Genomic DNA, 19,374 nt, shown 5'->3' with positions numbered 1-19,374 from the left:
TTGGGCCGCGTGCCTAAAGCACGAGTAGAAAAGACTTGAATTGTTAGTCGATATGACGTACATTGTGGGGAAAGTAGGCCATGCTAGGAGCGATTCCAATGCCACGCAAGCAGAGCAAAATTGAACGGGAGACGCCCAATCGCATCGAGCGCCTGGGATTTCGTCTCGACGAAGAGACGAAGGATCTGATCGAGCGGGCCGCTCATTTGTCACGGCGTAAGGTCAGCGATTTTTGCGTGACCGCGCTCACCGATACGGCGCGTCGGACGATCGCCGAACATGAGACACTTGTGCTGTCCGACCGGGATCGCGTGGCGTTCTTCGACGCACTGGTCAATCCGCCTGAGCCAAGCGAGCGGCTGGTCCGGGCTCTGGCCGAGCATAAGCGCCGGGTCGCTTCCTGAGCATGGCGACGCCTCGGCCAGATTTGAAGATCGAGGCGCTTGCGTCGCATCACGACCGTGATGGTTTTTCGTGCGGCGTCGACAGCCTCGACCGCTATCTCCGGACGCAGGCGAGCCAGGATGTGCGGCGCAAAGCCAACGGGGTCTTCATTCTCGTCGAGCCGGACAAGCCGGACGTCGTGCTTGGCTATTATACTCTATGCGCGACCGGGGTGGCGCAGGGCGATGTGCCGGCCGCTGCCCGCAAGCATATTCCCCGGTATCCGCTGGTCAGCTCCACACTGGTCGGACGGCTGGCGGTTTCGGAGGCGCGGCAGGGTGAACGCCTGGGTGCGATGCTTCTCGCCGACGCCGTGCGCCGCGCCTACGCGAGCGCGGCCACGGTCGGTTCATCAATGCTGGTTGTCGACGCCATCAGTGAGCGGGCCGCCGCCTTCTACGAGGGAAATGGTTTTGTGCGCCTGCCGGATTCGCTCCGGCTGGTACTGCCGATGCACGCGATCCAGCGAATGGTGGAACAATGACGGACGCAGTGCCTGCTTCACCCGACGTGATGCCTGGGACCGCGCTTGCCAAGGCAGCGCTCTACTTGCGCGTTTCGACCGGACGGCAGGCGGAGAGCGATTTGTCGATCCCCGATCAGCGCCGGCAGATTACGGCCTATTGTGTCGCCAAGGGCTGGGATGTCGCGGCCGAATTCGTCGAGCCTGGCAACACCGCCACGGATGATCGCCGCCCGGCGTTCCAGGCGATGATCGACGCAGCGCTGGTGAAGCCTCCGACCTTCACCGTCATCGTAGTCCACTCCTTCTCGCGCTTCTTCCGCGATCAGTTTCAGTTCGAGTTCTACGTCCGCAAGCTCGCCAAGAACGGCGTGCGGTTGATCTCCATCACGCAAGACCTCGGCGACGATCCGATGAGTGTGATGATGCGCCAGATCATGACGCTGTTCGACGAATACCAGTCAAAGGAGAATGCTAAACACACCCTGCGCGCCATGAAAGAGAATGCGCGCCAAGGCTACTGGAATGGCGCGTTGCCGCCGATCGGCTATCGGATCGTCGCAGCCGAGCAGCGTGGAGCGAAGATCAAAAAGAAGTTGGAGATTGATCCGATCCATGCCGACACAGTGCGCTTGATCTACAGGCTAGCGCTCAACGGCGATGGCGACAGAGGCCCGTTGGGAATCAAGTCGATCACTACATATCTCAACGAACGCGACATTCGCACTCGCGATGGCGGCCGTTGGGGCGTCGCCTCGGTGCATCAGATCCTCACGCGCACGACCTATATCGGCCAACACCGATTCAATACGCGTGACCACAAGACACGCACGGCGAAGCCCGCAGCCGAACACGCAGTTATGGACGTTCCATCGATCATCACCGAAGCGGAGTTCGACGCCGTGCAGGCGGCGTTGAAGGCGCGCAGCCCGCAGTGGATGCCCCCGCGTGCCGTGAGCGGGCCGACGTTGCTGACCGGGATTTGCTTTTGCGCATCTTGCGGCGGTGCGATGACGCTGCGGACCGGCAAGGGGAGCCAATATCGATATTACACCTGCTCGACGAAGGCGCGGCAGGGGGTGAGCGGCTGTCGTGGGCTGACAGTGCCGATGGACAAGCTTGACCGGGCAGTTGCCGATCACCTCGAATGGCGCTTGCTCGATCCCTCGCGCTTGGCGATGCTGATGGATCAGCTACTTGTGCGGCGCGACGAGTGGAACGAGCGTCGGCGCGGACACATTGGCGAATTGCGAAAGCGTGCGGCCGAGGCCGAGGCGAAGTTGAAGCGCCTCTATGACGCGATCGAAAATGGCGTCGTGGATGTGGCGGACCCATCGCTTAAGGATCGGATCGCCGAACTCGCGGCCGTTCGCGATCAAGCACAAGCCGACGCAGAACGTGCAACGGCAGCCGTCGAGCGCTTGGGCCCGGCCATTACGCCTGACAGCTTGCGGCGGTTCGCGCTGGTTGCGCGCCGCAAGCTCCGGAACGAAGATGGAACGTATCGGCGGGACCATCTACGGGCCCTCGCGCAACGTGTCGAGGTTATCGACCGGACCGAAATTCGTATCCTGGGGTCGAAAACCGAACTGCTGCGGACACTTGTCGCGGCTGCTGGCGTAGAATCGGCGGCTGCTGGCGTTCGCAGTTTTATACCGAAATGGCGCGCCCGAAGAGATTCGAACTCCTGACCCCCAGATTCGTAGTCTGGTGCTCTATCCAGCTGAGCTACGGGCGCCCGTCGATCGGCGACGCGGGCGTGTTTCGACCCCGCTTTCGCGACGAGGCCGTCGTTTAGCGCCTCGCAAGGCTCTTGGCAATAGACGATATTTCATGTCTTGATCGGCTTGCGGGGCCTCACGGGTGCGATAAGTACCGGTGATCCTGATGCCCGCGCGCGTTCGATGTAATAGAAATGGAAATTCATGATGGAGCAGTTCGAGTCGAACGGTGTGCAGCTCGCCTATGTCGATTTTCCGCCGCTCGCGGGGGATCGTGGAGAGCCGATCGTTCTCGTTCACGGCTTCGCCTCGACGCATGCCGTCAATTGGCTCTTCCCCCAATGGGTCAAGACTCTGACGGAAGACGGACGGCGCGTCGTCGTGCTCGACAATCGCGGCCATGGCCGGTCGGAGAAGATTTATGATCCGGCGGCCTATGACGTCGCTCTGATGGCCGACGACGTAGCTCATCTGCTCGATCATCTCGGCGTCGAACGCGCCGACGTCATGGGCTATTCCATGGGCGCGCGAATCGCGACGCGCCTCGCCATCGCCCATCCGAAGCGCGTCCGCTCGCTAATTCTCGGCGGAATCGGCGCCAATCTCGTCGGCGCGCCTCTGCCGCGCGGCCTGCCGGAAGCGATGGAGGCCGAGCGCATCGAGGACATCGACGATCCGCTGCTGAAGATGTTCCGCGGCTTCGCCGAAGCGTCGCGCTCCGACCTCGCCGCGCTCGCCGCCTGCGCCCGCGGCGCGAATCAGATCGTCGATCGCGCATCGCTCGCGCAGATCGTCGCGCCGGTGCTCATCTGCGTCGGCACGCGCGACGAAGTGGCGGGCGATCCGCATCCGCTGCATCCGCTGTTTCGCGACGCGCATATTGTCGACATACCGGGACGCGACCATAATCGCGCCGTCGGCGATCGCGTCTACAAGCAGGCCGTGCTCGATTTCCTCGCGCATCGCGAGTAGACGAAGCGCTCCGCCCATCGCGGAAGGACCGCCATGGCCATGTCTCCACAGGAAAAAATCGGCGCCGCGCAAATCCTCGCTCTCGCCGGGGCTGATCCGCTGTTCGCACGCATCCATGCGGAAGCCCAGGACGCGGCGGGGCGCGATGCGAACATTGCGAGCTTTCTCTATGCGGCCGTGCTCTCGCATGATTCGCTCGAGAGCGTCATCGCCCATCGGCTCGCTCAGCGGCTCGAAGCGCCGGACATGCCGGCCGCTCTGCTCGGTCGCGTCCTGCTCGACAGAATGGCGCGCGATCCCGGCTTCGGCGAGGCGCTGCGCGCCGATATTGTCGCGGTCTTCGATCGCGATCCGGCCTGTACGCGCATTCTTGAGCCGGCGCTCTATTTCAAAGGCTTCCATGCCATCGAGACGCACCGTCTGGCGCATGGGCTGTGGAAGTCCGGCCGGAGCGACCTCGCGCTTTGGCTGCAGAGCGCCTCTTCCGCGCGCTTTCAGACCGACATTCATCCGCAGGCGCGAATCGGCAGGGGTTTTTTCCTCGATCACGCGACCGGCGTCGTCATCGGCTCGACCAGCGTGATCGAGGACAATGTGTCCATGCTGCACGGCGTGACTCTCGGCGGCACCGGCACGGCGGGAGGGGCGCGCCATCCCAAGGTGCGCCGCGGCGTGCTGATCGGCGCAGGCGCAAAAATTCTCGGCGACATCGAGATCGGCGAATGCGCGCGTGTCGCAGCGGGCTCCGTGGTGATGGAATCCGTGCCGCCGCACAAGACGGTCGCGGGCGTGCCCGCCCGCATCATCGGCGACGTCGGCGCCGCCGAGCCGTCGCTGACCATGGATCAGTTGATCGACCAGCCGCACGATCCGGGACTCTGAGCGGCGAGACCCGCGGCGAAGGCGCGCACCAAGCGGTCGAGCTCGGCGTCGAGCGTCGCGGCCGGAATCGGCGCGAGCTTCTCCTCGAGGCCGAGCGAGACCACGCCATGCACGGCAGAGAACAAGCTGCGGGCGAGGCGCGCGCGCGAAGCGGCCGGCTCTTGCGGCAGAAGACGCGCCAGCGGCGTTTCGACCAGGGCGAAAAGGCGGTTCTGATCCTCGAGGAACCAGGCCGGGACGGCGCGGCCGCCGAGGCGATGCTCGAACAAGGCCCGCCACAGTCGCTCATTGGCGCGGGCGAATTGGAGATAGCCGCGCGCGAGACGCGACAGCTCGTCGACCGGCGAGGAGAGGACGCCGGCGTTCGGCGGCTCGAGCGCGCTCTCGAGCGCGTGCAAGGTGCCGGCTCCGATCTCGAGGACGAGCTCGTCGAGATCGGCGAACACGGTATAGATCGCCCCGACCGCGCAGCCGGCCGCCGCGGCGAGATCGCGGGCCTTCAGGCTGTGTAGCCCGCCCGCCTCGATCGCCGCGCGCCCGGCGGCGAGCAGACGCTCACGCAGGCCGGCGCGCCGCGCGGCGGTCTTCGCGGCGCTACGCTGCGCCTCTATCATGCTTTCCTCCCGACCAAGGGACGCCCCTGTTCAATGACATGAACGACGTTCCAAATTTTCTTGAACAGCGTTCAGCTTGTGTTATGATCCAACTTGAACGATGTTCATAACAGGAGACGCTCAATGAGCAAGCCCGCTGTCCGCGCGCCGCCGATTTCCGCGTCCACTGTCGAAAACCCGTCCTTAAACAGAATCGGCGAAAAAGGCTTCTTTCCCGCCGCGCGCAAACGGAACGTCGATGATGTCCGACCATCTGCTCTTCGCCAAGCGCTTCGCGCCTTTGTTCTGGTGCCAGTTTTTCGCGGCCTTCAACGATAATTTCCTGAAGAACGCATTGGTCCTGCTCATCCTCTTCAAAATCGGCGGCTCGGAGGGCGAATCGCTCGTCACTCTCGCCGGCGCCGTGTTCATCGCGCCCTATTTCGTGCTCTCCGCGCTCGGCGGGCAGATCGCCGACAAATTCGACAAGGCGCTCGTCGCGCGCCGCCTGAAGCTCGTCGAGATCGGAGCAGCGGCGATCGCCGCGACGGGCTTCGCCCTCGCTTCCGTGCCGATTCTCTTCCTCGCTCTGTTCTGCTTCGGGTCCCTCGGCGCGCTGTTCGGCCCGGTCAAATACGGCATATTGCCCGACCATCTGCGCGAAACGGAATTGCCGGGCGGCAATGCGCTCATCGAGGGCGCGACTTTCCTCGCCATTCTCGCCGGAACCATCGCCGGCGGTCTCGCCATGCGCAGCGGCGGCGAGCTGCTGGTCACGGCGCTCGGCGTCGGAGCCGCGGCGATCGCCGCCTGGGGCGCCGCCTGCTACATCCCCTCCACCGCCCGCGCGGCGCCCGATCTGAGGCTCGATCCCAACATCCTGCGCTCCACCTTCGCGCTGCTGCGGGAATTGTGGCGGGACAGGCGCCTCTGGCGCGTGGGCGTCGTCACCAGCATCTTCTGGCTCGTCGGCGCCGTCGCCCTGTCGCTGCTCGCCCCGCTCGTCACGCGCACGATGCATGGCTCCGAACTCGTCGTGACGCTGTATCTCGCGGTCTTCGCCATCGCCATTGCGGCGGGCTCCGGCCTCGCCTCCTTCCTGCTCGCCGGGCGCATCGTGCTGCTGCCGGCGGCGATCGGCGCGGCCATCATCGCCGGCGTCTCGATCGACCTCGGGCTGACGCTCTCGACGATCGCGCCGGTCGAGGCGGTCGCGCCGCTCGAGGCCGCCGACTTCCTCGTGCAGCCGGGCGCCTGGCGCGTCACCATCGATCTCGCTCTGCTCGCTGTCGCGGGCGGACTGATGATCGTGCCCTCCTTCGCCGCGATCCAGGCCTTCGCGCCCAATTTCGAGCGTGCGCGCATCATCGCCGCGGTCAATGTGCTCAACGCCGCCTTCATGGCGTCCGGCACGCTTGCCGTCGCTCTGCTGCAGGCGGAAGGCGCCGGTGTGCCGAACCTCTTCCTCGGCATGGGCGCGCTGATGGCGCTCGCCGCGCTGTGGATCTATGAGGCGGTCGTCGTCTCCCCTTTTCGTGACGCCCTGTCGATCGTCTTTCGCGCCTTCTATCGGCTCGAGGCGAAGGGCCTCTCCAATCTCGACAGGGCCGGCGAGAATCCGATCATCGCGCTCAATCATGTGAGCTTCCTCGACGCGGCGGCGATCCTCTGCATGCTGCCGATCGATCCTGTCTTCGCCGTCGATTCGACGATCGCGAAGAAATGGTGGGTGCGGCCGTTTCTGAAATTCGCGCGCGCCATTCCGCTCGATCCCGCGCGCCCGCTCGGCGCGCGCACGCTGGTCAACGCCGTGAAGAACGGCGATCCGCTGATCATCTTTCCGGAAGGTCGCCTCACCGTCACCGGCAGCCTGATGAAGGTCTATGACGGCGCCGGCCTCATCGCCGAGAAGACGGGCGCTTTCGTCGTGCCCGTGCGCATCGAGGGCGCGGAGGCGACCATGTTCTCGCGGCTGACGCGCGCGCAGGCGCGCCGTCGCCTCTTTCCCAAACTCACGCTCTCCATACAGGAGCCGGCAAAGCTCCATGTCGACCCGGCGCTGAAGGGCAAGGCGCGGCGCATCGCTTCCGGCGCGGCGCTCTATGAGATCATGTCCGACCTCGTGTTCCGCACGAGCCCGATCGAGCGCACGCTGCATCGCGCGCTCGTCGAGGCGGCGCGCGAGCACGGCCCCGGCCGCATCGCGATCGAGGATCCGATCACGGGGACGCTCTCCTATCGGCGTCTGCTGATCGGGGCCCATGCGCTCGGCCGCAAGCTGATGCAGAAATCGGAGATCGGCGAAGCGATCGGCGTGATGCTGCCGAACTCCAACGCCGCGGCTGCGACCTTCTTCGCCGTGGTCGGCGCCGGACGCGTCGCGGCCATGGTCAATTTCACCGCGGGCGCCGCCAATATCCGCGCCGGCCTCGGCGCGGCGCAGGCGAAGACGCTGCTCACCTCGCGCGCCTTCCTCGAGAAGGCGAAGCTGGAGAAACTCGTCGCCGCGCTGGAGCCGGATTTCCGCGTCGTCTATCTCGAGGACCTGCGCGCGGAGGTGTCGCTCGGCGACAGGCTGCGCGCGATGTTCTGCCATCGCCGTCCGCTCGCCGCGCGCCGGCCGGACGACATGGCGGCCATTCTCTTCACCTCGGGCTCGGAAGGGGCGCCCAAGGGCGTCGCGCTCTCGCACAAGAATCTGCTGGCCAACGCCGCGCAGGCGGCGGCGCGCATCGACTTCGGCCGCACCGACACGCTGTTCAGCGTGCTGCCGGCGTTCCACTGCTTCGGGCTCAATGTCGGCCTGGTGCTGCCGCTCGTCTCCGGCGTGCGGATCTATTTCTATCCCTCGCCGCTGCACTACAAGCTGGTGCCGGAGCTCGTCTATGGCGTCAACGCCACAGTGCTGCTCGGAACCGACACGTTCCTCTCCGGCTATGCGCGCGTCGCCCATGCGTACGACTTCCGCTCGCTGCGCTATGTGATCGCCGGCGCCGAGCCGGTGAAGCAGGGAACGCGCGACGTCTATCTCGAGAAATTCGGCATTCGCATACTCGAGGGCTATGGCGTCACCGAGACGGCGCCGGCGCTGGCGCTCAATACGCCGATGTTCAACCGCTTCGGCACTGTGGGGCGGCTGCTGCCGGGCATGGAGGCGCGGCTCGAGGCGGTTTCCGGCGTCGCCGAGGGCGGGCGGCTCTTCGTTCGTGGCCCCAATGTGATGCTCGGCTATCTCACCGCCGATGCGCCGGGCGCTCTGAAGCCGCCGCACGAAGGTTGGCACGATACGGGCGACATCGTCTCGATCGACGCCGAAGGCTTCGTCAGGATACAGGGCCGCGCCAAGCGTTTCGCCAAGATCGGCGGGGAGATGATCTCGCTTGCCGCGGTCGAATCGCTCGCCGCCGAGCTGTGGCCGAACGCCCTGTCGGCGGCGGCGCGCGAGCTCGATCCGCGCAAGGGCGAGCGCATCGTGCTGGTCACGCAGCAGCGCGACGCGACGCGCGCCGATTTCCTCGCCTTCGCCAAATCGAAAGGCGCCGCGGAGCTGATGGTTCCCGCGGAGATCATGATCGTCGAGCGCCTGCCGCTGCTCGGCTCGGGCAAGCTCGATTTCGCCGCGGTCGTGACCATGGTGCGCGACCGCGACCGCTACATATTGCCGACGCCGCGCGTGCCGAACGGCGTGTTCGGCCGCATCGACGGCGGCGCGACGCGGACGGCCTGACCTCGCCAATACGACGAGTCGGGCTCCGGAAGCGCCCAACGGCCGATGGAGCGCTTCGCGTCGCTCGTGCGCCCCGATGCGGATGTTCGAGTTCTAAGAGCGCGCGATCCGGCCGAGCGGCATACGAGATGAACTCGCGTTCGAACTCGGGTTCCCCGGCCCCTTCTCACTTCGCCGGCGGCGTGCACACCACCGAGCTCTCGTTCAGCACGAAACAGATGGACATCAGCCCCGTGCGCAGATCGACGCGGAACACGCCGCCCTCGCCCGTGTGGCGCGAGGCGATGAGCGCATATTCGCTGAAGGGACCGGCCTTCGCGCCCTCGCCCGGCGGATAGCAGAGCGTCACGCCGATCGAGGCGCCCTCTTTGAGGCCATATTGGCAGGCGCCGACCTCGCCGCTCGCCCGGTCCAGGCGGAACACGCGGTTGAGATCGGTCTGCGGCGCGGCCAGAAATTCATAATTGCCGGCGAGCGCGGCGCCGGGCGCGGCGAGAAGGAAGAGGCCGAGGAAGGGGAGACGGAAGGTCGGGCGCAAGGTTAAACTCCACCGGCGAATCACCTGCCGCAGTCTACACGCCGACGCGTCATTCGCGAGGCGCCGGCGCGGCGGCACAGACCGAGGGGGCTCATGACGGGCGCGCCGATCCTGGTGTTCGATCTCGACGGCACGCTCGCCGACACTGCCGGCGACCTCATCGGAACGCTCGGCGTCCTGCTGCGGCGGGACGGCCATGCGCCCCTGCCGGCCCCGGCCGCGCGCGCGCTGGTCGGCGCCGGGGCGCGCGCGCTGATCCAGCGCGGCTATGCGGCGAGCGGCGCCGAGCTCGCGCCCGAGCGGCTGGAACTGCTGTTCCACCTCTTTCTCGCTCATTACCGCGAACGGATCGCGCAGGAGACGCGCCTCTTCCCGGGCGCCGAGGCGGCGCTCGAGCGCTTCTCCTCGGCCGGCTGGCGGCTCGCCGTCTGCACCAACAAGCCGGAGGAGCTGTCGATCCTGCTGCTCGAGCGGCTCGGCGTCGCGCGGCGCTTTTCGGCGATTTGCGGCCGCGACAGCTTCCCCTTCCACAAGCCCGATCCGCGTGCGCTGACCGAGACGATCGCGCGCGCCGGCGGCGATTTTTCGCGGGCGGTGATGATCGGCGATTCGCAGACCGACATCGACACGGCGAAAGCGGCCGGGGCGCCGGTCGTCGCCGTCGATTTCGGCTATACGCAGGAGCCGGTCGCGAGCTTCGGGCCCGATCGGGTGATCTCGCATTTCGACGATCTGTGGGAGGCGGTCGCCTCCCTCGCCATGCGACCGCCGGCCGTCGCGCGATAGGCGCCGCGCTCAGGCGGCGTCGACCTTCGCGCGCGCCTCGTCCTGCGCTTTCGGGACGACATTCGCCAGATACCAGCGATAGGTCGCGGCGAGCCCCGCTTCGAGCGAGATCTCCGGCGCCCAGCCGAGCGCGCGGATGCGGCTCGACTCCATGATCTTGCGCGGCATCCCGTCGGGCTTCGTCGTATCGAAGACGAGACGGCCGTCGAAGCCGACGACGCGCGCCATGGTTTCGGCGATCTCGCGGATCGAGACCTCGGAGCCGGCGCCGCAATTGATGTGCGGATAATCGTCGTAATGATCGAGGCAATGGACGACGCCCTTGGCGAGATCGTCGACATGCAGGAACTCGCGCAGCGGCGTTCCTGTGCCCCAGACGATCACCTCGCGGGCGCCCGCCAGCCTCGCCTCGTGCAGCTTGCGCATCAGCGCCGGCAGCACATGGCTGGTCTCGAGGTCGAAATTGTCGTTGGGCCCATAGAGATTGCAGGGCATCACGGAAATATAGCGGCGACCGTGCTGGCGCCGATAGGCCTGACAGGTCATGATGCCGGCGATCTTGGCGATCGCATACCATTCATTGGTCGGCTCCAGCGCGCCGGTGAGGAGCGAGGCCTCGCGGATCGGCTGCTCGGCGAATTTGGGATAGATGCAGGAGGAGCCGAGGAACACGAGGCGATCGACGCCGGCCTTGTGCGCGCCATGGATCACATTGCTCTGGATGGTCAGATTGTCATAGATGAAATCGGCGGGATAGCGGCTGTTGGCGAGAATGCCGCCGACCTTGGCGGCCGCGAACAGGATCGCCGTCGGCTGATTGGCGCGCAGCCAGAATTCGACCTCCGGCTGGCTTCTGAGATCGAGGATCGACCGATCCACGGTGATGACATTGCGGCCCTGCGCGCGCAGCAGGCGCGTCAGAGCGGAGCCGACCATTCCGCCATGTCCGGCGACCCAGATCCGTTCTTCTCTCATGGGCATCCTCGCAACGCTCGCGACGCAGCCTCTCGAGCTGCGCCAGTGTTAATTACGTATCAATAACTCCCAACGCTCGAAAGCATATCTGCACGAAAGATGCCTATCAAGAAGCTTTCGTGCGTTCGATCCGACACGATATAATTTCACTTGATCGTATTTATACGTAAGTATGACATCGGCGAGCCGCGCGGCTCGCCTTCCGCGACGACGTCGCCGATCATGCGCGACGATCGTGGAGGCGAGTTCGCCCTGCGGATCGCCGATGGCGATGACGCCGCGTCCGGCCGCCGCGACGCCATAGAATTTGCTCGGCGCGATCAGCCCCTCCATGGCGGGGCGCAGCGAGATCCAGTGAACGTCGGGCAGGGCGAGCGACAAGGGCAACAAGGCGTCTGATAGGGACGGAACTGGAACATGGGCGCGAGTTCTCGGGCGCGGACCTCGGCCTCGAGGCCTGCGGCGAGGCGGCCGCTGCCGATGAACAGGAGGTCGGCTTCGTCGCGCAGCCGCTCGGCGGCGCCGAGCAGAGTGGCGTAGTCATGCGCGCGGCCGAGATTGCCCGAATAGCCGACGACGAATTTGTCGCCGAGGCCCCAGGCGGCGCGCAGCGGATTGTCGTGGCGCGCGCGGGATGATGGCCTCGTCGTCGCACCAGTTCGGAATGACCTCGATGCGCGCCTCGGCGAGGCCGAGCGCGCGCATGCGCTCGCCGATCACTACATTGCGCACGGCGCAGGCGAGGCTCTTGTCGCGCGCGGCGGGGAAAAGCGCGCGGACGCTCAGTCCGAGCGCGACCTCGGGATAGAGGTCCTGCAGCCAGTTGACGAGGCGGGCGCGCGCGGCGGAGAGCATCGGCGGATCGGTCTTGGCGACAATGCGGTCGCCCGGCCGCGCGAGCCGCGCGACGCGACGCTGCGATACATTGCGAGACAATCGAGCGCGCGGCCCGTAGTAGAATGGCGGCCGAAGCGCGGCTCGTAGGTCCGAAGGACGCCGCCGCCGATGGTCTCATAGCGCCCACGGCTGTCGACCACGGTCACGTTCATGCCCCGCCCGGCGAGATGAAAAGCGAGATCGGAGAGCAGGCGGCTGGTCGCGGACTGGTCCGGCGCGAAGAACCGATTGACGAAGATGACATTGGGCGCGGCCGTCACGGCTCCGGCTCTCCGAAACGTCGAGGCCGCCAGACCGCCGAAGGCGCATGCGGCCGGCGCATGAGGAACTCCTTCGTGGAAAGCTCGAACGCCGCAAGGCTGCGTGAGGGCGAGCGGCGACGAAAGCTGTGGGAGACGTGATCAGGTCAAGCCCGCATAGAAGCGGAGATCCGGGTCTTTTCCGACGCGCCGAGGGCGCGTATAGAAGCCGGGCGGGGCAAGCGCCGCGAGCGCGCGAAGGCCCGCTCGAGTGCGCACGGGGCCGGTTTAGCTCAGCTGGTAGAGCAACTGATTTGTAATCGAAGGGCCTTGAGACGAGAAGGCGAATCGGATCATGCGCTTAGGGTCAGCGCGGTTCGACCAAGTACCGAATAGGCACCGGATTCGGTGTCGCAGGGGCCGGCATAGCTCAGCGGTAGAGCAGCGGTTTTGTAAACCGAAGGTCGGGAGTTCAATCCTCTCTGCCGGCACCATTCTTCTTCGGCGCCTTGCCCCGCCCCATGAAGAGGGTGATGCTTTTTGGGCAAGCAGGCTTGATACTGCGGCCGGCGCCGGATAGCTGCCTTCTGGGGGATATTGAACTTGCGTGAAGCGCTACGAGATCGGCTTATCAGCATTTTGATGGATCTCGGGGGATCGGCCGGAAACGGGCGGATGCTAGTGGTCTGCGTCATTGCTATTGACGTGAAGTTCTGAATCACTGCCGCAGCAGTAGCGTTGGAGGTGATTCGTGGCCGGGAAAGAGATCGCCGTCAAGAAATACGTGGTTCGGCTGAGCGCGGATGAACGCGAGAAGCTCACGCGCTTTATCGGCTCGGGCAAGCGCTCGGCGCAATTGCTGACGAAGGCGCGCATTCTGTTGAAGGCTGACGTTTCGGATTCCGGTGAAGGTTGGAGCGATAGTAAGATCGCCGAGGCGCTCGACACCAGCGTCGCCAATGTCGAGCGGACGCGCCGACAATTGGTGGAGGAAGGGTTCGAGGCGGTGCTGACCCGCAAATATAATCCGAGCTGCGCCCGGCCGCGGATTTTCGACGGCGCGGCCGAAGCCAAGCTGATCGCGCTCGCCTGCGGGCCGGCGCCCGCAGGCTACGCCAGATGGACGTTGAGCCTGCTCGAAGAGAAGGTCGTGGAATTGAAGATCGTGGAAAAAGCCAGCGACAACACGATCGGGCGCATGCTCAAAAAAACATTCTCAAACCGCATCTCAGACAGCAATGGGTGATCGCGCCGGAAGCCAACGCCGCTTTCGTCGCCAACATGGAGGATGTGCTTGCCGTTTATCAACGGCCGCATGATCCGCAGCGCCCCGTCGTGTGTCTCGACGAGACCTCTGAACTGCCCCGGGTTTGCCGGAGGCCGTTTCGTTTGAGTCACGCCGTCGAGCAGAACAATCTCATGGCTCCAGTCGAACTGGTAGGCTTCACCCGGTTCGAAGCTCAGCGGCACATAAGCGGCCGCCGTCGCCGCGCCTTGCTCGCTGCGCCATTTGCGCGCGTAGCGACGCACGGCGTCATAGCCGCCCGCCCTTTCAACCAAAGCGAGCGGACAGTCCTGGCTTCACCAGAGGGGGTCAATTTTCGACGCCGATTCCCCTCGTATGGGGGTCAAATTTGCACGCCGAATAACAGCCGTCCTTCGAGACGCCCGCTTCGCGGGCTCCTCGGGACGAGGATGATAGGGCTGTATTCCTTCACCCGATCGCCCTGCGAAAGCTGCGCTCGCGCCTCGGCTCCGCCGGGCGATCGGTGCTATAAAGCCTCGGAAAGGACGGTGGACAGCGGCGGCGGGAGGAAAAATGAAGACGCTGGTTCTCTGCGCTCACCCCGCGCACCGGCATTCGCGAACCAATCGGATCATGCTGGACGCCGCGCGGCGGATCGACGGGATCACCGTCGTCGATCTCTACGCGGACTATCCGAGGTTCGAGATCGATGTGGAGCGCGAGCAGCAACGGCTGCTCGATCACGAGGCGATCGTCTTCCAGTTTCCGCTCTACTGGTATTCCACGCCCTCGCTGCTCAAGGAATGGCAGGATCTCGTGCTCGAGCACGGCTTCGCCTATGGCGAGACGGGCGTCGCCCTCGCCGGCAAGCCATGGCTCTGCGTCATCACCACCGGCGCGCCGGAGCATGCCTATGGGCCCGACAGCCGCGACTATCCGCCGGTGCGGCGGCTGCTGCTGCCGCTGGAGGCGACCGCAAATCTCTGCCGGATGACGTTTCTCGCGCCGTATATTCTGTTCGGCGCGCCCGACGCCGACGAGGCGCGGCGACGCGCGCATGTTGACGGCTATGTCCGCCTGCTCGAGGCGCTGCGCGACGATCGGCTCGACATCGAGGCCTCTCATGCGAACGACTATCTGTTCGCGGCCCGTCTCGACAGCGCGATGATCGGGTGAGAGCCGCATGGACAGCCTTTTCTTCCACTCCTTCGTCTATCTTTGCGCCGGGGTGACGGCCGTCCCGCTGGCGAAGCGATTCGGGCTCGGATCGGTGCTCGGCTATCTGGTCGCGGGCGTCGTCATCGGCCCCTTGATGGGGCTCGTCGGCGCCGAGACGCAGAGGCTTCAGGAATTCGCCGAATTCGGCGTCGTGATGATGCTGTTTCTGGTCGGCCTCGAGCTCGAGCCGCGGCAGCTCTGGGCGATGCGCAACCGCCTGCTCGGATTGGGCGGTCTGCAGTTCGTCGCCACGGCTTTGGCGATCGCGGCGCTCGCCTTCGCGGTCGGAACGCGCTGGCCGACGGCCGTGGCGATCGGCCTGATGGCGGCGGGCTCGTGCACTGCGATCGTTCTCCAGACCCTCGGGGAAAAAGGCTTGCTCGAGAGCGACGGCGGCAAGGCCGGATTCGCCGTGCTGCTGCTGCAGGACATCGCCGTCATTCCGACGCTCGCCCTGATGCCTCTTCTGGCCGGCCCCGGCGCGCGTCCGGCGTCGGGCGAGCCCGCAGAACATGGCGCGACGCTTCTGCAGGGCCTGCCGGGCTGGGCGGCCGGCGGCGTCACTCTGTCGGCGGTCGCCCTCGTGGTCGTCGGCGGACATTATCTGACACGACCGCTGTTCCGCTTCATCGCCTCGGCGCAACTGCGCGAGGTGTTCACGGCGACGGCGCTGCTGCTCGTGATCGGCATCGCGATGCTGATGACGCTGGTCGGACTTTCGCCGGCGCTCGGCGCCTTTCTCGCCGGCGTCGTGCTGGCCGACAGCGAATATCGCCACGAGCTCGAGAGCGACATCGAGCCGTTCAAGGGCCTGCTGCTAGGCCTCTTCTTCATCACCGTCGGCGCGGGAGTCGATTTCTCGCTCTTCCTCGAGAACGCGCCACTGGTGCTCGGGCTGACCGCCGTTCTCATCCTCGTCAAGGCGGCAATTCTGTTCTCGATCGGCGGCGCGTTCCGCCTGCGCGGCGCCGACCGCTGGCTGTTCACGCTCGGGCTGGCGCAGGCGAGCGAGTTCGCCTTCGTGCTCCTCGCCTTCGCCGAACAGCACGCCATCCTGCCCGGCGCGCTCGCGAAGCTGCTGCTGCTGGTCGCCGCCCTGTCGATGCTCGCGACGCCGCTCCTGTTCATCCTGTTCGATCGCGTGATCGTGCCGCGCACGACGCAGGAACAGACGCGCGAGGCCGATGCGATCGATGTGAGAGGCGTCGCGATCATCGCCGGCATCGGTCGCTTCGGGCAGATCGTCAATCGCATCCTGCGCTCCAACGGCTATGAGACCGTCGTGCTCGACCTCAGCGCCGAAATGGTCGACGCCATGGCGAGGTTCGGCGTCAAGACCTTCTTCGGCGACGCTGCGCGGCCGGATCTGCTCGAAGCCGCGGGCCTCGCGGAGGCGCGCCTCCTCATCGTCGCCATCGACGACCGCGAGCGCGCGCTGACCATCGTCCGATACGCCAAGCGTGTCCGCCCCGACATTCATATCGTCGCCCGCGCCTATGATCGATTGCATGTTTATGATCTATACAGCGCCGGTTGTGACGACATTATTCGCGAGACCTTCGACAGCGCGGTTCGCGCCGGGCGCTCGTCCCTGGAGGCGCTCGGCGTCCACCCTTACGAGGCCGAGAAGATCGTGAAGACCTTCGTCAAGGGCGACCGCATTTCGCTGCGCAAGCTGGCCGAGCTCCATGATTCGAAGCTCGCGCCCGAGGAGAACGCCGCCTATGTCGCCATGGCCAGGCAGACGCACAGGGAAGAAGAGGAAATGATGTCCGTCAGTCGCGCGGCGGGGAAAGGCGCGACAGACCGCGCCTGGCGTCCCCACGCCCGCGAGGACGCCGAGACCGCGCCGTGAGCCGGGCGCGCCCCGGGCTTTCCAATTTCATATTTGATCTCTAGGGTCGCACGGTCGTATGAACGGAGCGCTGCGCCGGCCCGGCGCATGCTCTGCGTGGGTTTATCAGTGTGCTTGCAGCGAATCGCCGGACCCCTTTGCGCAAGGAGCGTGGCAAGGTGCACAGAAGAGAGAGATCGAGCGTCGAAATGGCCATCCGCGCAGGTGACCAAGACCTTGGCGAAACTGCCGACACCGCCGCATCCATTCAGCCGTCGGCGAAGGTGATCCTCGCAGGACATTCCCATCTGACCGCCTTGACTGTCAATCATGTGAAAGACCCGCCGGCGCTGCGCGCGCTCCGCCAGCGCGACAATCTTCACGTGCTGGAAGGGACTTGGCCGCGCGACGCGGCCTATTGGCGGGCGCTCGCCGACAACGCCGCCGGCGCCGACATCGTGATCGTCTGGGGCGGCAACGAGCATAATGTCAGCTTTTTCTTCCAGGCCGCTTTCGCCTTCGACTTCCTCTCCAACAAAGTGAAGCGGCTGATCCCGAGCTTCCAGATCGTCTCGCAGAGCCGAATCAAGCGACGCTTCAACGAGATCGATCTCGACGAGCTGAACGGCGTGCTGGCGATGCTGAACGAGCGCGCTCCCGCGTCGGTGACGCTGGTCGGCACGCCGCCGCCCAAAAAGGACAATGAGGCGCTGCGCAAGCTCTTGGAAAAGGAGCCCTATTTCTGCGATTGGGCGGCCCAGCTCGGCCAGAGCACGGCGGAGATCAAGATCACCGATCCGCATATCCGGTTGAAGATGTGGTTCCTGCTGCAGGATATGATCGCGGAGATCGCCGGCCGCCACGGCGCCCGATTCATCCCCGTGCCGAGCACGCTGCAGGACGAGGAGGGATTCCTGCTCAAGCAATATTGGCATCCGGACGTCACGCACGCCAACGCCGCCTATGGCGCGATCGTGCTGCGAAAAGTGATGGAGGGAATCGCTCCGTGAAAAGGAGCGCGAGCCATCCCTATCTGACCCTGCCGGACACGGCTTTCTGGTCGCGATCGGTGGCGCGCGGCTTCGACGCGCGCGCCCTCGTCGGCCCGGCGGCGCCGCTGCTACGCGCCGACGACAGGATCATGTCGGCGGGAAGCTGCTTCGCCGCCAATATCATCCCCTTCTTCGAGACCGCGGGCTTCCATTACGTCCGCACGGAATATGTCGAGGAGGCCGACCGTTACGGCTACCATCTCTATTCCGCGGCCTATGGGAACATCTACACGGCGCGCCAGTTGCGGCAGCTGCTGGAACGCCTCTCGGGCGCCTTCCGCCCGGTCGAGGACCGCTGGGCCATCGGCGAGGCGGTGATCGATCCATTCCGTCCGGGCCTGCCCGATCCGGCCGGATCGGACGAGGAATTCGACCTGATCCTCGCCTCCCATCACGACCGGATTCGCGAGGCGATCGGCCGAGCGAGCCTCTTCGTCTTCACCCTCGGGCTCACCGAGGCCTGGGTCTCCAAGGCGGACGGGGCCGTCTTTCCGGCCTGTCCGGGGACGATCGCCGGCGCTTTCGACGCCGATCGCCACGCTTTCGTGAATTTCCGCAGCGGCGAGGTTCGCGACGATCTCCTCGCGAGCGTGCGGCTGCTGAAGCGCATCAATCCCGCCATTCGCATGATGACGACCGTCTCGCCGGTCCCGCTCGTCGCGACCGCCTCCGGCGCCCATGTCCAGCGCGCGACCTCCTACAGCAAGGCGGCGCTGCGCGCGGCCTGCGAGGAAGCGGCGCAGGACTGCCCCGACCTCGTTTATTTCCCCGCCTATGAGATCGTGACGGGACCGCATTCGGCCGGCTTTTTCGAGGCCGACCTGCGCTCGGTGAGCCCTTCGGGCGTGCAGACGGTGATGGACGTGCTGTTCCATCACAGCGAGACGCCTGCGAGCCGCGGTGCGGAGCGCGCGACCGTCGAGCAGATGCGCCGCGCCCGCGATCTCTCGAAAGCCCTGAGCGAGCGCGAATGCGAAGAGATGGCCGCCGACCGCGAACCGACCGAATGGCCGCGAGAGTGACGACGCTGCGGGACTTGCGCCCGCGCCTCCGCCTTCCCATTTTCGCGGCGGGCTCGCCGATCGGAGTTCTCATGCTGCAAGCCGCCATCGACGCCGTACGCGAAATTCTCTCGCCGCCCTTCCGCAATGTTCTGCTGAAGAGCCTCGGCATGACCTTCGCGCTGCTGGCTCTCGCCTGGGTCGGCCTCGATCGGCTGGCGCTCTCCTTCGTCGATGTCGACAATGTCATACTGCACACGGCGATCACTTTCGCGACCGGCGCCGGGCTCGTCGTCGGCCTCGCCTTTCTGATCGCGCCGATCTCGGTGCTGGTGGCGGGCCTGTTCCTCGACGATCTCGCCGAAATCGTCGAACGGGAGGTCGATCCCGAGGGCCCGCCCGGGCGCCCGCTTCCGGCCGGTCAGGCCCTGGTGATGGCCCTGCGCTTCGCGCTGGTCTCGGCCGGCGTCAACTTCCTCGCGCTGCTGCTGCTGCTCGTGCCCGGCGTCAATGCGGTCGTTTTCCTGCTCGCCAACGCCTTCCTGTTCGGGCGGGAATATTTCGCCTTCGCGGCGACGCGCTATCGCTCGCTGGAGGAGGCGCGCGAATTGACGCGCCGCCATGCGACGACCTTGTTCGTCGCCGGCCTCTTCATCGCCGGCTTCGTCGCCGTGCCGGGGCTCAATCTGCTGACGCCCCTGTTCGGCGTGGCCTTCATGGTGCGGATGCACAAGCGGCTCGCGGCCGCGCCCTCGCCGCGCCCCTTCGTGCGCGCGCCGTGACGGA

The 19,374-nt window shown here is 65.8% G+C and carries 18 protein-coding genes, 2 tRNA genes and 1 pseudogene; 14 read left to right on the top strand and 7 right to left on the bottom strand.

Going from position 1 to position 19,374, the window contains the following annotated elements; genetic code table 11:
• Positions 1–98: 98 nt before the first annotated feature.
• The 3 genes from AC6IW9_RS01765 to AC6IW9_RS01755 are packed head-to-tail and all read left to right on the top strand — an operon-like array spanning position 99 to position 2,598.
• Positions 99–404: a type II toxin-antitoxin system TacA family antitoxin gene (locus AC6IW9_RS01765; RefSeq protein ID WP_497768407.1), complete on the top strand. Its 306-nt coding sequence runs from the start codon at positions 99–101 to the stop codon at positions 402–404.
• Between the two features lie 23 nt (positions 405–427).
• Complete coding sequence (locus tag AC6IW9_RS01760; RefSeq protein WP_497768405.1) at positions 428–928, top strand: GNAT family N-acetyltransferase; 501 nt, start codon at positions 428–430, stop codon at positions 926–928.
• Entirely contained in the window at positions 925–2,598 is a 1,674-nt protein-coding gene (locus AC6IW9_RS01755; protein WP_497768403.1) for a recombinase family protein, read from the top strand. The genes AC6IW9_RS01760 and AC6IW9_RS01755 overlap by 4 nt, the downstream gene beginning before the upstream one ends.
• On the opposite strand, the gene AC6IW9_RS01750 is transcribed toward AC6IW9_RS01755, so the two are convergent.
• Positions 2,569–2,645, bottom strand: a tRNA-Arg gene (locus tag AC6IW9_RS01750). The two genes, AC6IW9_RS01755 and AC6IW9_RS01750, sit on opposite strands and share 30 nt — an antisense overlap.
• Before the next feature lie 190 nt (positions 2,646–2,835).
• Here AC6IW9_RS01750 and AC6IW9_RS01745 point away from each other — a divergent pair.
• Both AC6IW9_RS01745 and cysE read left to right on the top strand, forming a co-directional pair.
• On the top strand, positions 2,836–3,600 hold the full coding sequence (locus AC6IW9_RS01745; RefSeq protein WP_497772382.1) for an alpha/beta fold hydrolase: 765 nt from the start codon (positions 2,836–2,838) through the stop codon (positions 3,598–3,600).
• Positions 3,601–3,633: 33 nt separating this feature from the next.
• Positions 3,634–4,482 (top strand): serine O-acetyltransferase, encoded by an 849-nt coding sequence (cysE, locus tag AC6IW9_RS01740; protein ID WP_497768400.1) that lies wholly within the window; start codon positions 3,634–3,636, stop codon positions 4,480–4,482.
• On the opposite strand, the gene AC6IW9_RS01735 is transcribed toward cysE, so the two are convergent.
• Entirely contained in the window at positions 4,446–5,096 is a 651-nt protein-coding gene (locus tag AC6IW9_RS01735; RefSeq protein ID WP_497768398.1) for a TetR/AcrR family transcriptional regulator, read from the bottom strand. The two genes, cysE and AC6IW9_RS01735, sit on opposite strands and share 37 nt — an antisense overlap.
• Positions 5,097–5,337: 241 nt before the next feature.
• On the opposite strand from AC6IW9_RS01735, the gene AC6IW9_RS01730 reads away from it, so the two are divergent.
• Positions 5,338–8,802: an acyl-[ACP]--phospholipid O-acyltransferase gene (locus AC6IW9_RS01730; RefSeq protein ID WP_497772379.1), complete on the top strand. Its 3,465-nt coding sequence runs from the start codon at positions 5,338–5,340 to the stop codon at positions 8,800–8,802.
• A 166-nt stretch (positions 8,803–8,968) separates the two neighbouring features.
• On the opposite strand, the gene AC6IW9_RS01725 is transcribed toward AC6IW9_RS01730, so the two are convergent.
• Positions 8,969–9,340 carry a hypothetical protein gene (locus AC6IW9_RS01725; RefSeq protein WP_497768395.1) on the bottom strand — a complete coding sequence of 124 codons (372 nt, stop codon included), beginning with the start codon at positions 9,338–9,340 and terminating at the stop codon, positions 8,969–8,971.
• A 93-nt stretch (positions 9,341–9,433) separates the two neighbouring features.
• Between AC6IW9_RS01725 and AC6IW9_RS01720 the strand changes: the two genes are divergently transcribed.
• Positions 9,434–10,126, top strand: coding sequence for an HAD-IA family hydrolase (locus AC6IW9_RS01720; protein ID WP_497768392.1), 693 nt, complete (start codon positions 9,434–9,436; stop codon positions 10,124–10,126).
• A 9-nt stretch (positions 10,127–10,135) separates the two neighbouring features.
• Here AC6IW9_RS01720 and AC6IW9_RS01715 read toward each other — a convergent pair whose 3' ends face one another.
• From AC6IW9_RS01715 to AC6IW9_RS01705, 3 genes are all read right to left on the bottom strand, one after another.
• Positions 10,136–11,101 carry a GDP-L-fucose synthase family protein gene (locus tag AC6IW9_RS01715; protein ID WP_497768389.1) on the bottom strand — a complete coding sequence of 322 codons (966 nt, stop codon included), beginning with the start codon at positions 11,099–11,101 and terminating at the stop codon, positions 10,136–10,138.
• 48 nt (positions 11,102–11,149) lie between these two features.
• Positions 11,150–11,482, bottom strand: coding sequence for a hypothetical protein (locus AC6IW9_RS01710; RefSeq protein WP_497768386.1), 333 nt, complete (start codon positions 11,480–11,482; stop codon positions 11,150–11,152).
• Between the two features lie 159 nt (positions 11,483–11,641).
• Positions 11,642–12,037, bottom strand: a complete 396-nt coding sequence (locus tag AC6IW9_RS01705) for a hypothetical protein (protein ID WP_497768383.1) — start codon at positions 12,035–12,037, stop codon at positions 11,642–11,644.
• 619 nt (positions 12,038–12,656) lie between these two features.
• On the opposite strand from AC6IW9_RS01705, the gene AC6IW9_RS01700 reads away from it, so the two are divergent.
• Together AC6IW9_RS01700 and AC6IW9_RS01695 are read left to right on the top strand one after the other, a co-directional pair.
• Positions 12,657–12,731, top strand: a tRNA-Thr gene (locus AC6IW9_RS01700).
• Positions 12,732–12,988: 257 nt separating this feature from the next.
• Positions 12,989–13,483 (top strand): helix-turn-helix domain-containing protein, encoded by a 495-nt coding sequence (locus AC6IW9_RS01695; RefSeq protein WP_497768380.1) that lies wholly within the window; start codon positions 12,989–12,991, stop codon positions 13,481–13,483.
• A gap of 140 nt (positions 13,484–13,623) precedes the next feature.
• Here AC6IW9_RS01695 and AC6IW9_RS01690 read toward each other — a convergent pair.
• A pseudogene (locus tag AC6IW9_RS01690) lies at positions 13,624–13,782 on the bottom strand (IS21 family transposase); the annotation flags it as partial.
• 274 nt (positions 13,783–14,056) lie between these two features.
• Between AC6IW9_RS01690 and AC6IW9_RS01685 the strand changes: the two are divergent.
• The 5 genes from AC6IW9_RS01685 to AC6IW9_RS01665 all read left to right on the top strand — a co-directional run bounded on the left by AC6IW9_RS01685 (position 14,057) and on the right by AC6IW9_RS01665 (position 19,370).
• Positions 14,057–14,659 carry an NAD(P)H-dependent oxidoreductase gene (locus AC6IW9_RS01685; protein WP_497768377.1) on the top strand — a complete coding sequence of 201 codons (603 nt, stop codon included), beginning with the start codon at positions 14,057–14,059 and terminating at the stop codon, positions 14,657–14,659.
• A gap of 7 nt (positions 14,660–14,666) precedes the next feature.
• Entirely contained in the window at positions 14,667–16,556 is a 1,890-nt protein-coding gene (locus AC6IW9_RS01680; protein WP_497768374.1) for a monovalent cation:proton antiporter-2 (CPA2) family protein, read from the top strand.
• A gap of 188 nt (positions 16,557–16,744) precedes the next feature.
• Positions 16,745–17,545, top strand: coding sequence for a hypothetical protein (locus AC6IW9_RS01675; RefSeq protein WP_497768371.1), 801 nt, complete (start codon positions 16,745–16,747; stop codon positions 17,543–17,545).
• Complete coding sequence (locus tag AC6IW9_RS01670; protein ID WP_497768368.1) at positions 17,542–18,609, top strand: GSCFA domain-containing protein; 1,068 nt, start codon at positions 17,542–17,544, stop codon at positions 18,607–18,609. The genes AC6IW9_RS01675 and AC6IW9_RS01670 overlap by 4 nt, the downstream gene beginning before the upstream one ends.
• A gap of 71 nt (positions 18,610–18,680) precedes the next feature.
• Positions 18,681–19,370 (top strand): sulfate transporter family protein, encoded by a 690-nt coding sequence (locus AC6IW9_RS01665; protein ID WP_497768366.1) that lies wholly within the window; start codon positions 18,681–18,683, stop codon positions 19,368–19,370.
• The last annotated feature ends 4 nt before the right edge of the window (positions 19,371–19,374 follow it).

It is taken from the genome of Methylosinus sp. shoA, from assembly GCF_059718125.1.
Note: the sequence above shows the minus strand (reverse complement) of the source record. Positions and strands in the feature narration are given on the sequence as shown.

What these genes read in the sequence shown, in the direction of transcription:
- AC6IW9_RS01765 (WP_497768407.1), top strand. Translation starts at nt 99, where the DNA reads ATGCCACGCAAGCAGAGCAAAATTGAACGGGAGACGCCCAATCGCATC.
- AC6IW9_RS01755 (WP_497768403.1), top strand. Translation starts at nt 925, where the DNA reads ATGACGGACGCAGTGCCTGCTTCACCCGACGTGATGCCTGGGACCGCG.
- AC6IW9_RS01745 (WP_497772382.1), top strand. Translation starts at nt 2,836, where the DNA reads ATGGAGCAGTTCGAGTCGAACGGTGTGCAGCTCGCCTATGTCGATTTT.
- cysE (WP_497768400.1), top strand. Translation starts at nt 3,634, where the DNA reads ATGGCCATGTCTCCACAGGAAAAAATCGGCGCCGCGCAAATCCTCGCT.
- AC6IW9_RS01735 (WP_497768398.1), bottom strand. Translation starts at nt 5,096, where the DNA reads ATGATAGAGGCGCAGCGTAGCGCCGCGAAGACCGCCGCGCGGCGCGCC.
- AC6IW9_RS01730 (WP_497772379.1), top strand. Translation starts at nt 5,338, where the DNA reads ATGTCCGACCATCTGCTCTTCGCCAAGCGCTTCGCGCCTTTGTTCTGG.
- AC6IW9_RS01720 (WP_497768392.1), top strand. Translation starts at nt 9,434, where the DNA reads ATGACGGGCGCGCCGATCCTGGTGTTCGATCTCGACGGCACGCTCGCC.
- AC6IW9_RS01715 (WP_497768389.1), bottom strand. Translation starts at nt 11,101, where the DNA reads ATGAGAGAAGAACGGATCTGGGTCGCCGGACATGGCGGAATGGTCGGC.
- AC6IW9_RS01685 (WP_497768377.1), top strand. Translation starts at nt 14,057, where the DNA reads ATGAAGACGCTGGTTCTCTGCGCTCACCCCGCGCACCGGCATTCGCGA.
- AC6IW9_RS01680 (WP_497768374.1), top strand. Translation starts at nt 14,667, where the DNA reads ATGGACAGCCTTTTCTTCCACTCCTTCGTCTATCTTTGCGCCGGGGTG.
- AC6IW9_RS01675 (WP_497768371.1), top strand. Translation starts at nt 16,745, where the DNA reads ATGGCCATCCGCGCAGGTGACCAAGACCTTGGCGAAACTGCCGACACC.
- AC6IW9_RS01665 (WP_497768366.1), top strand. Translation starts at nt 18,681, where the DNA reads ATGCTGCAAGCCGCCATCGACGCCGTACGCGAAATTCTCTCGCCGCCC.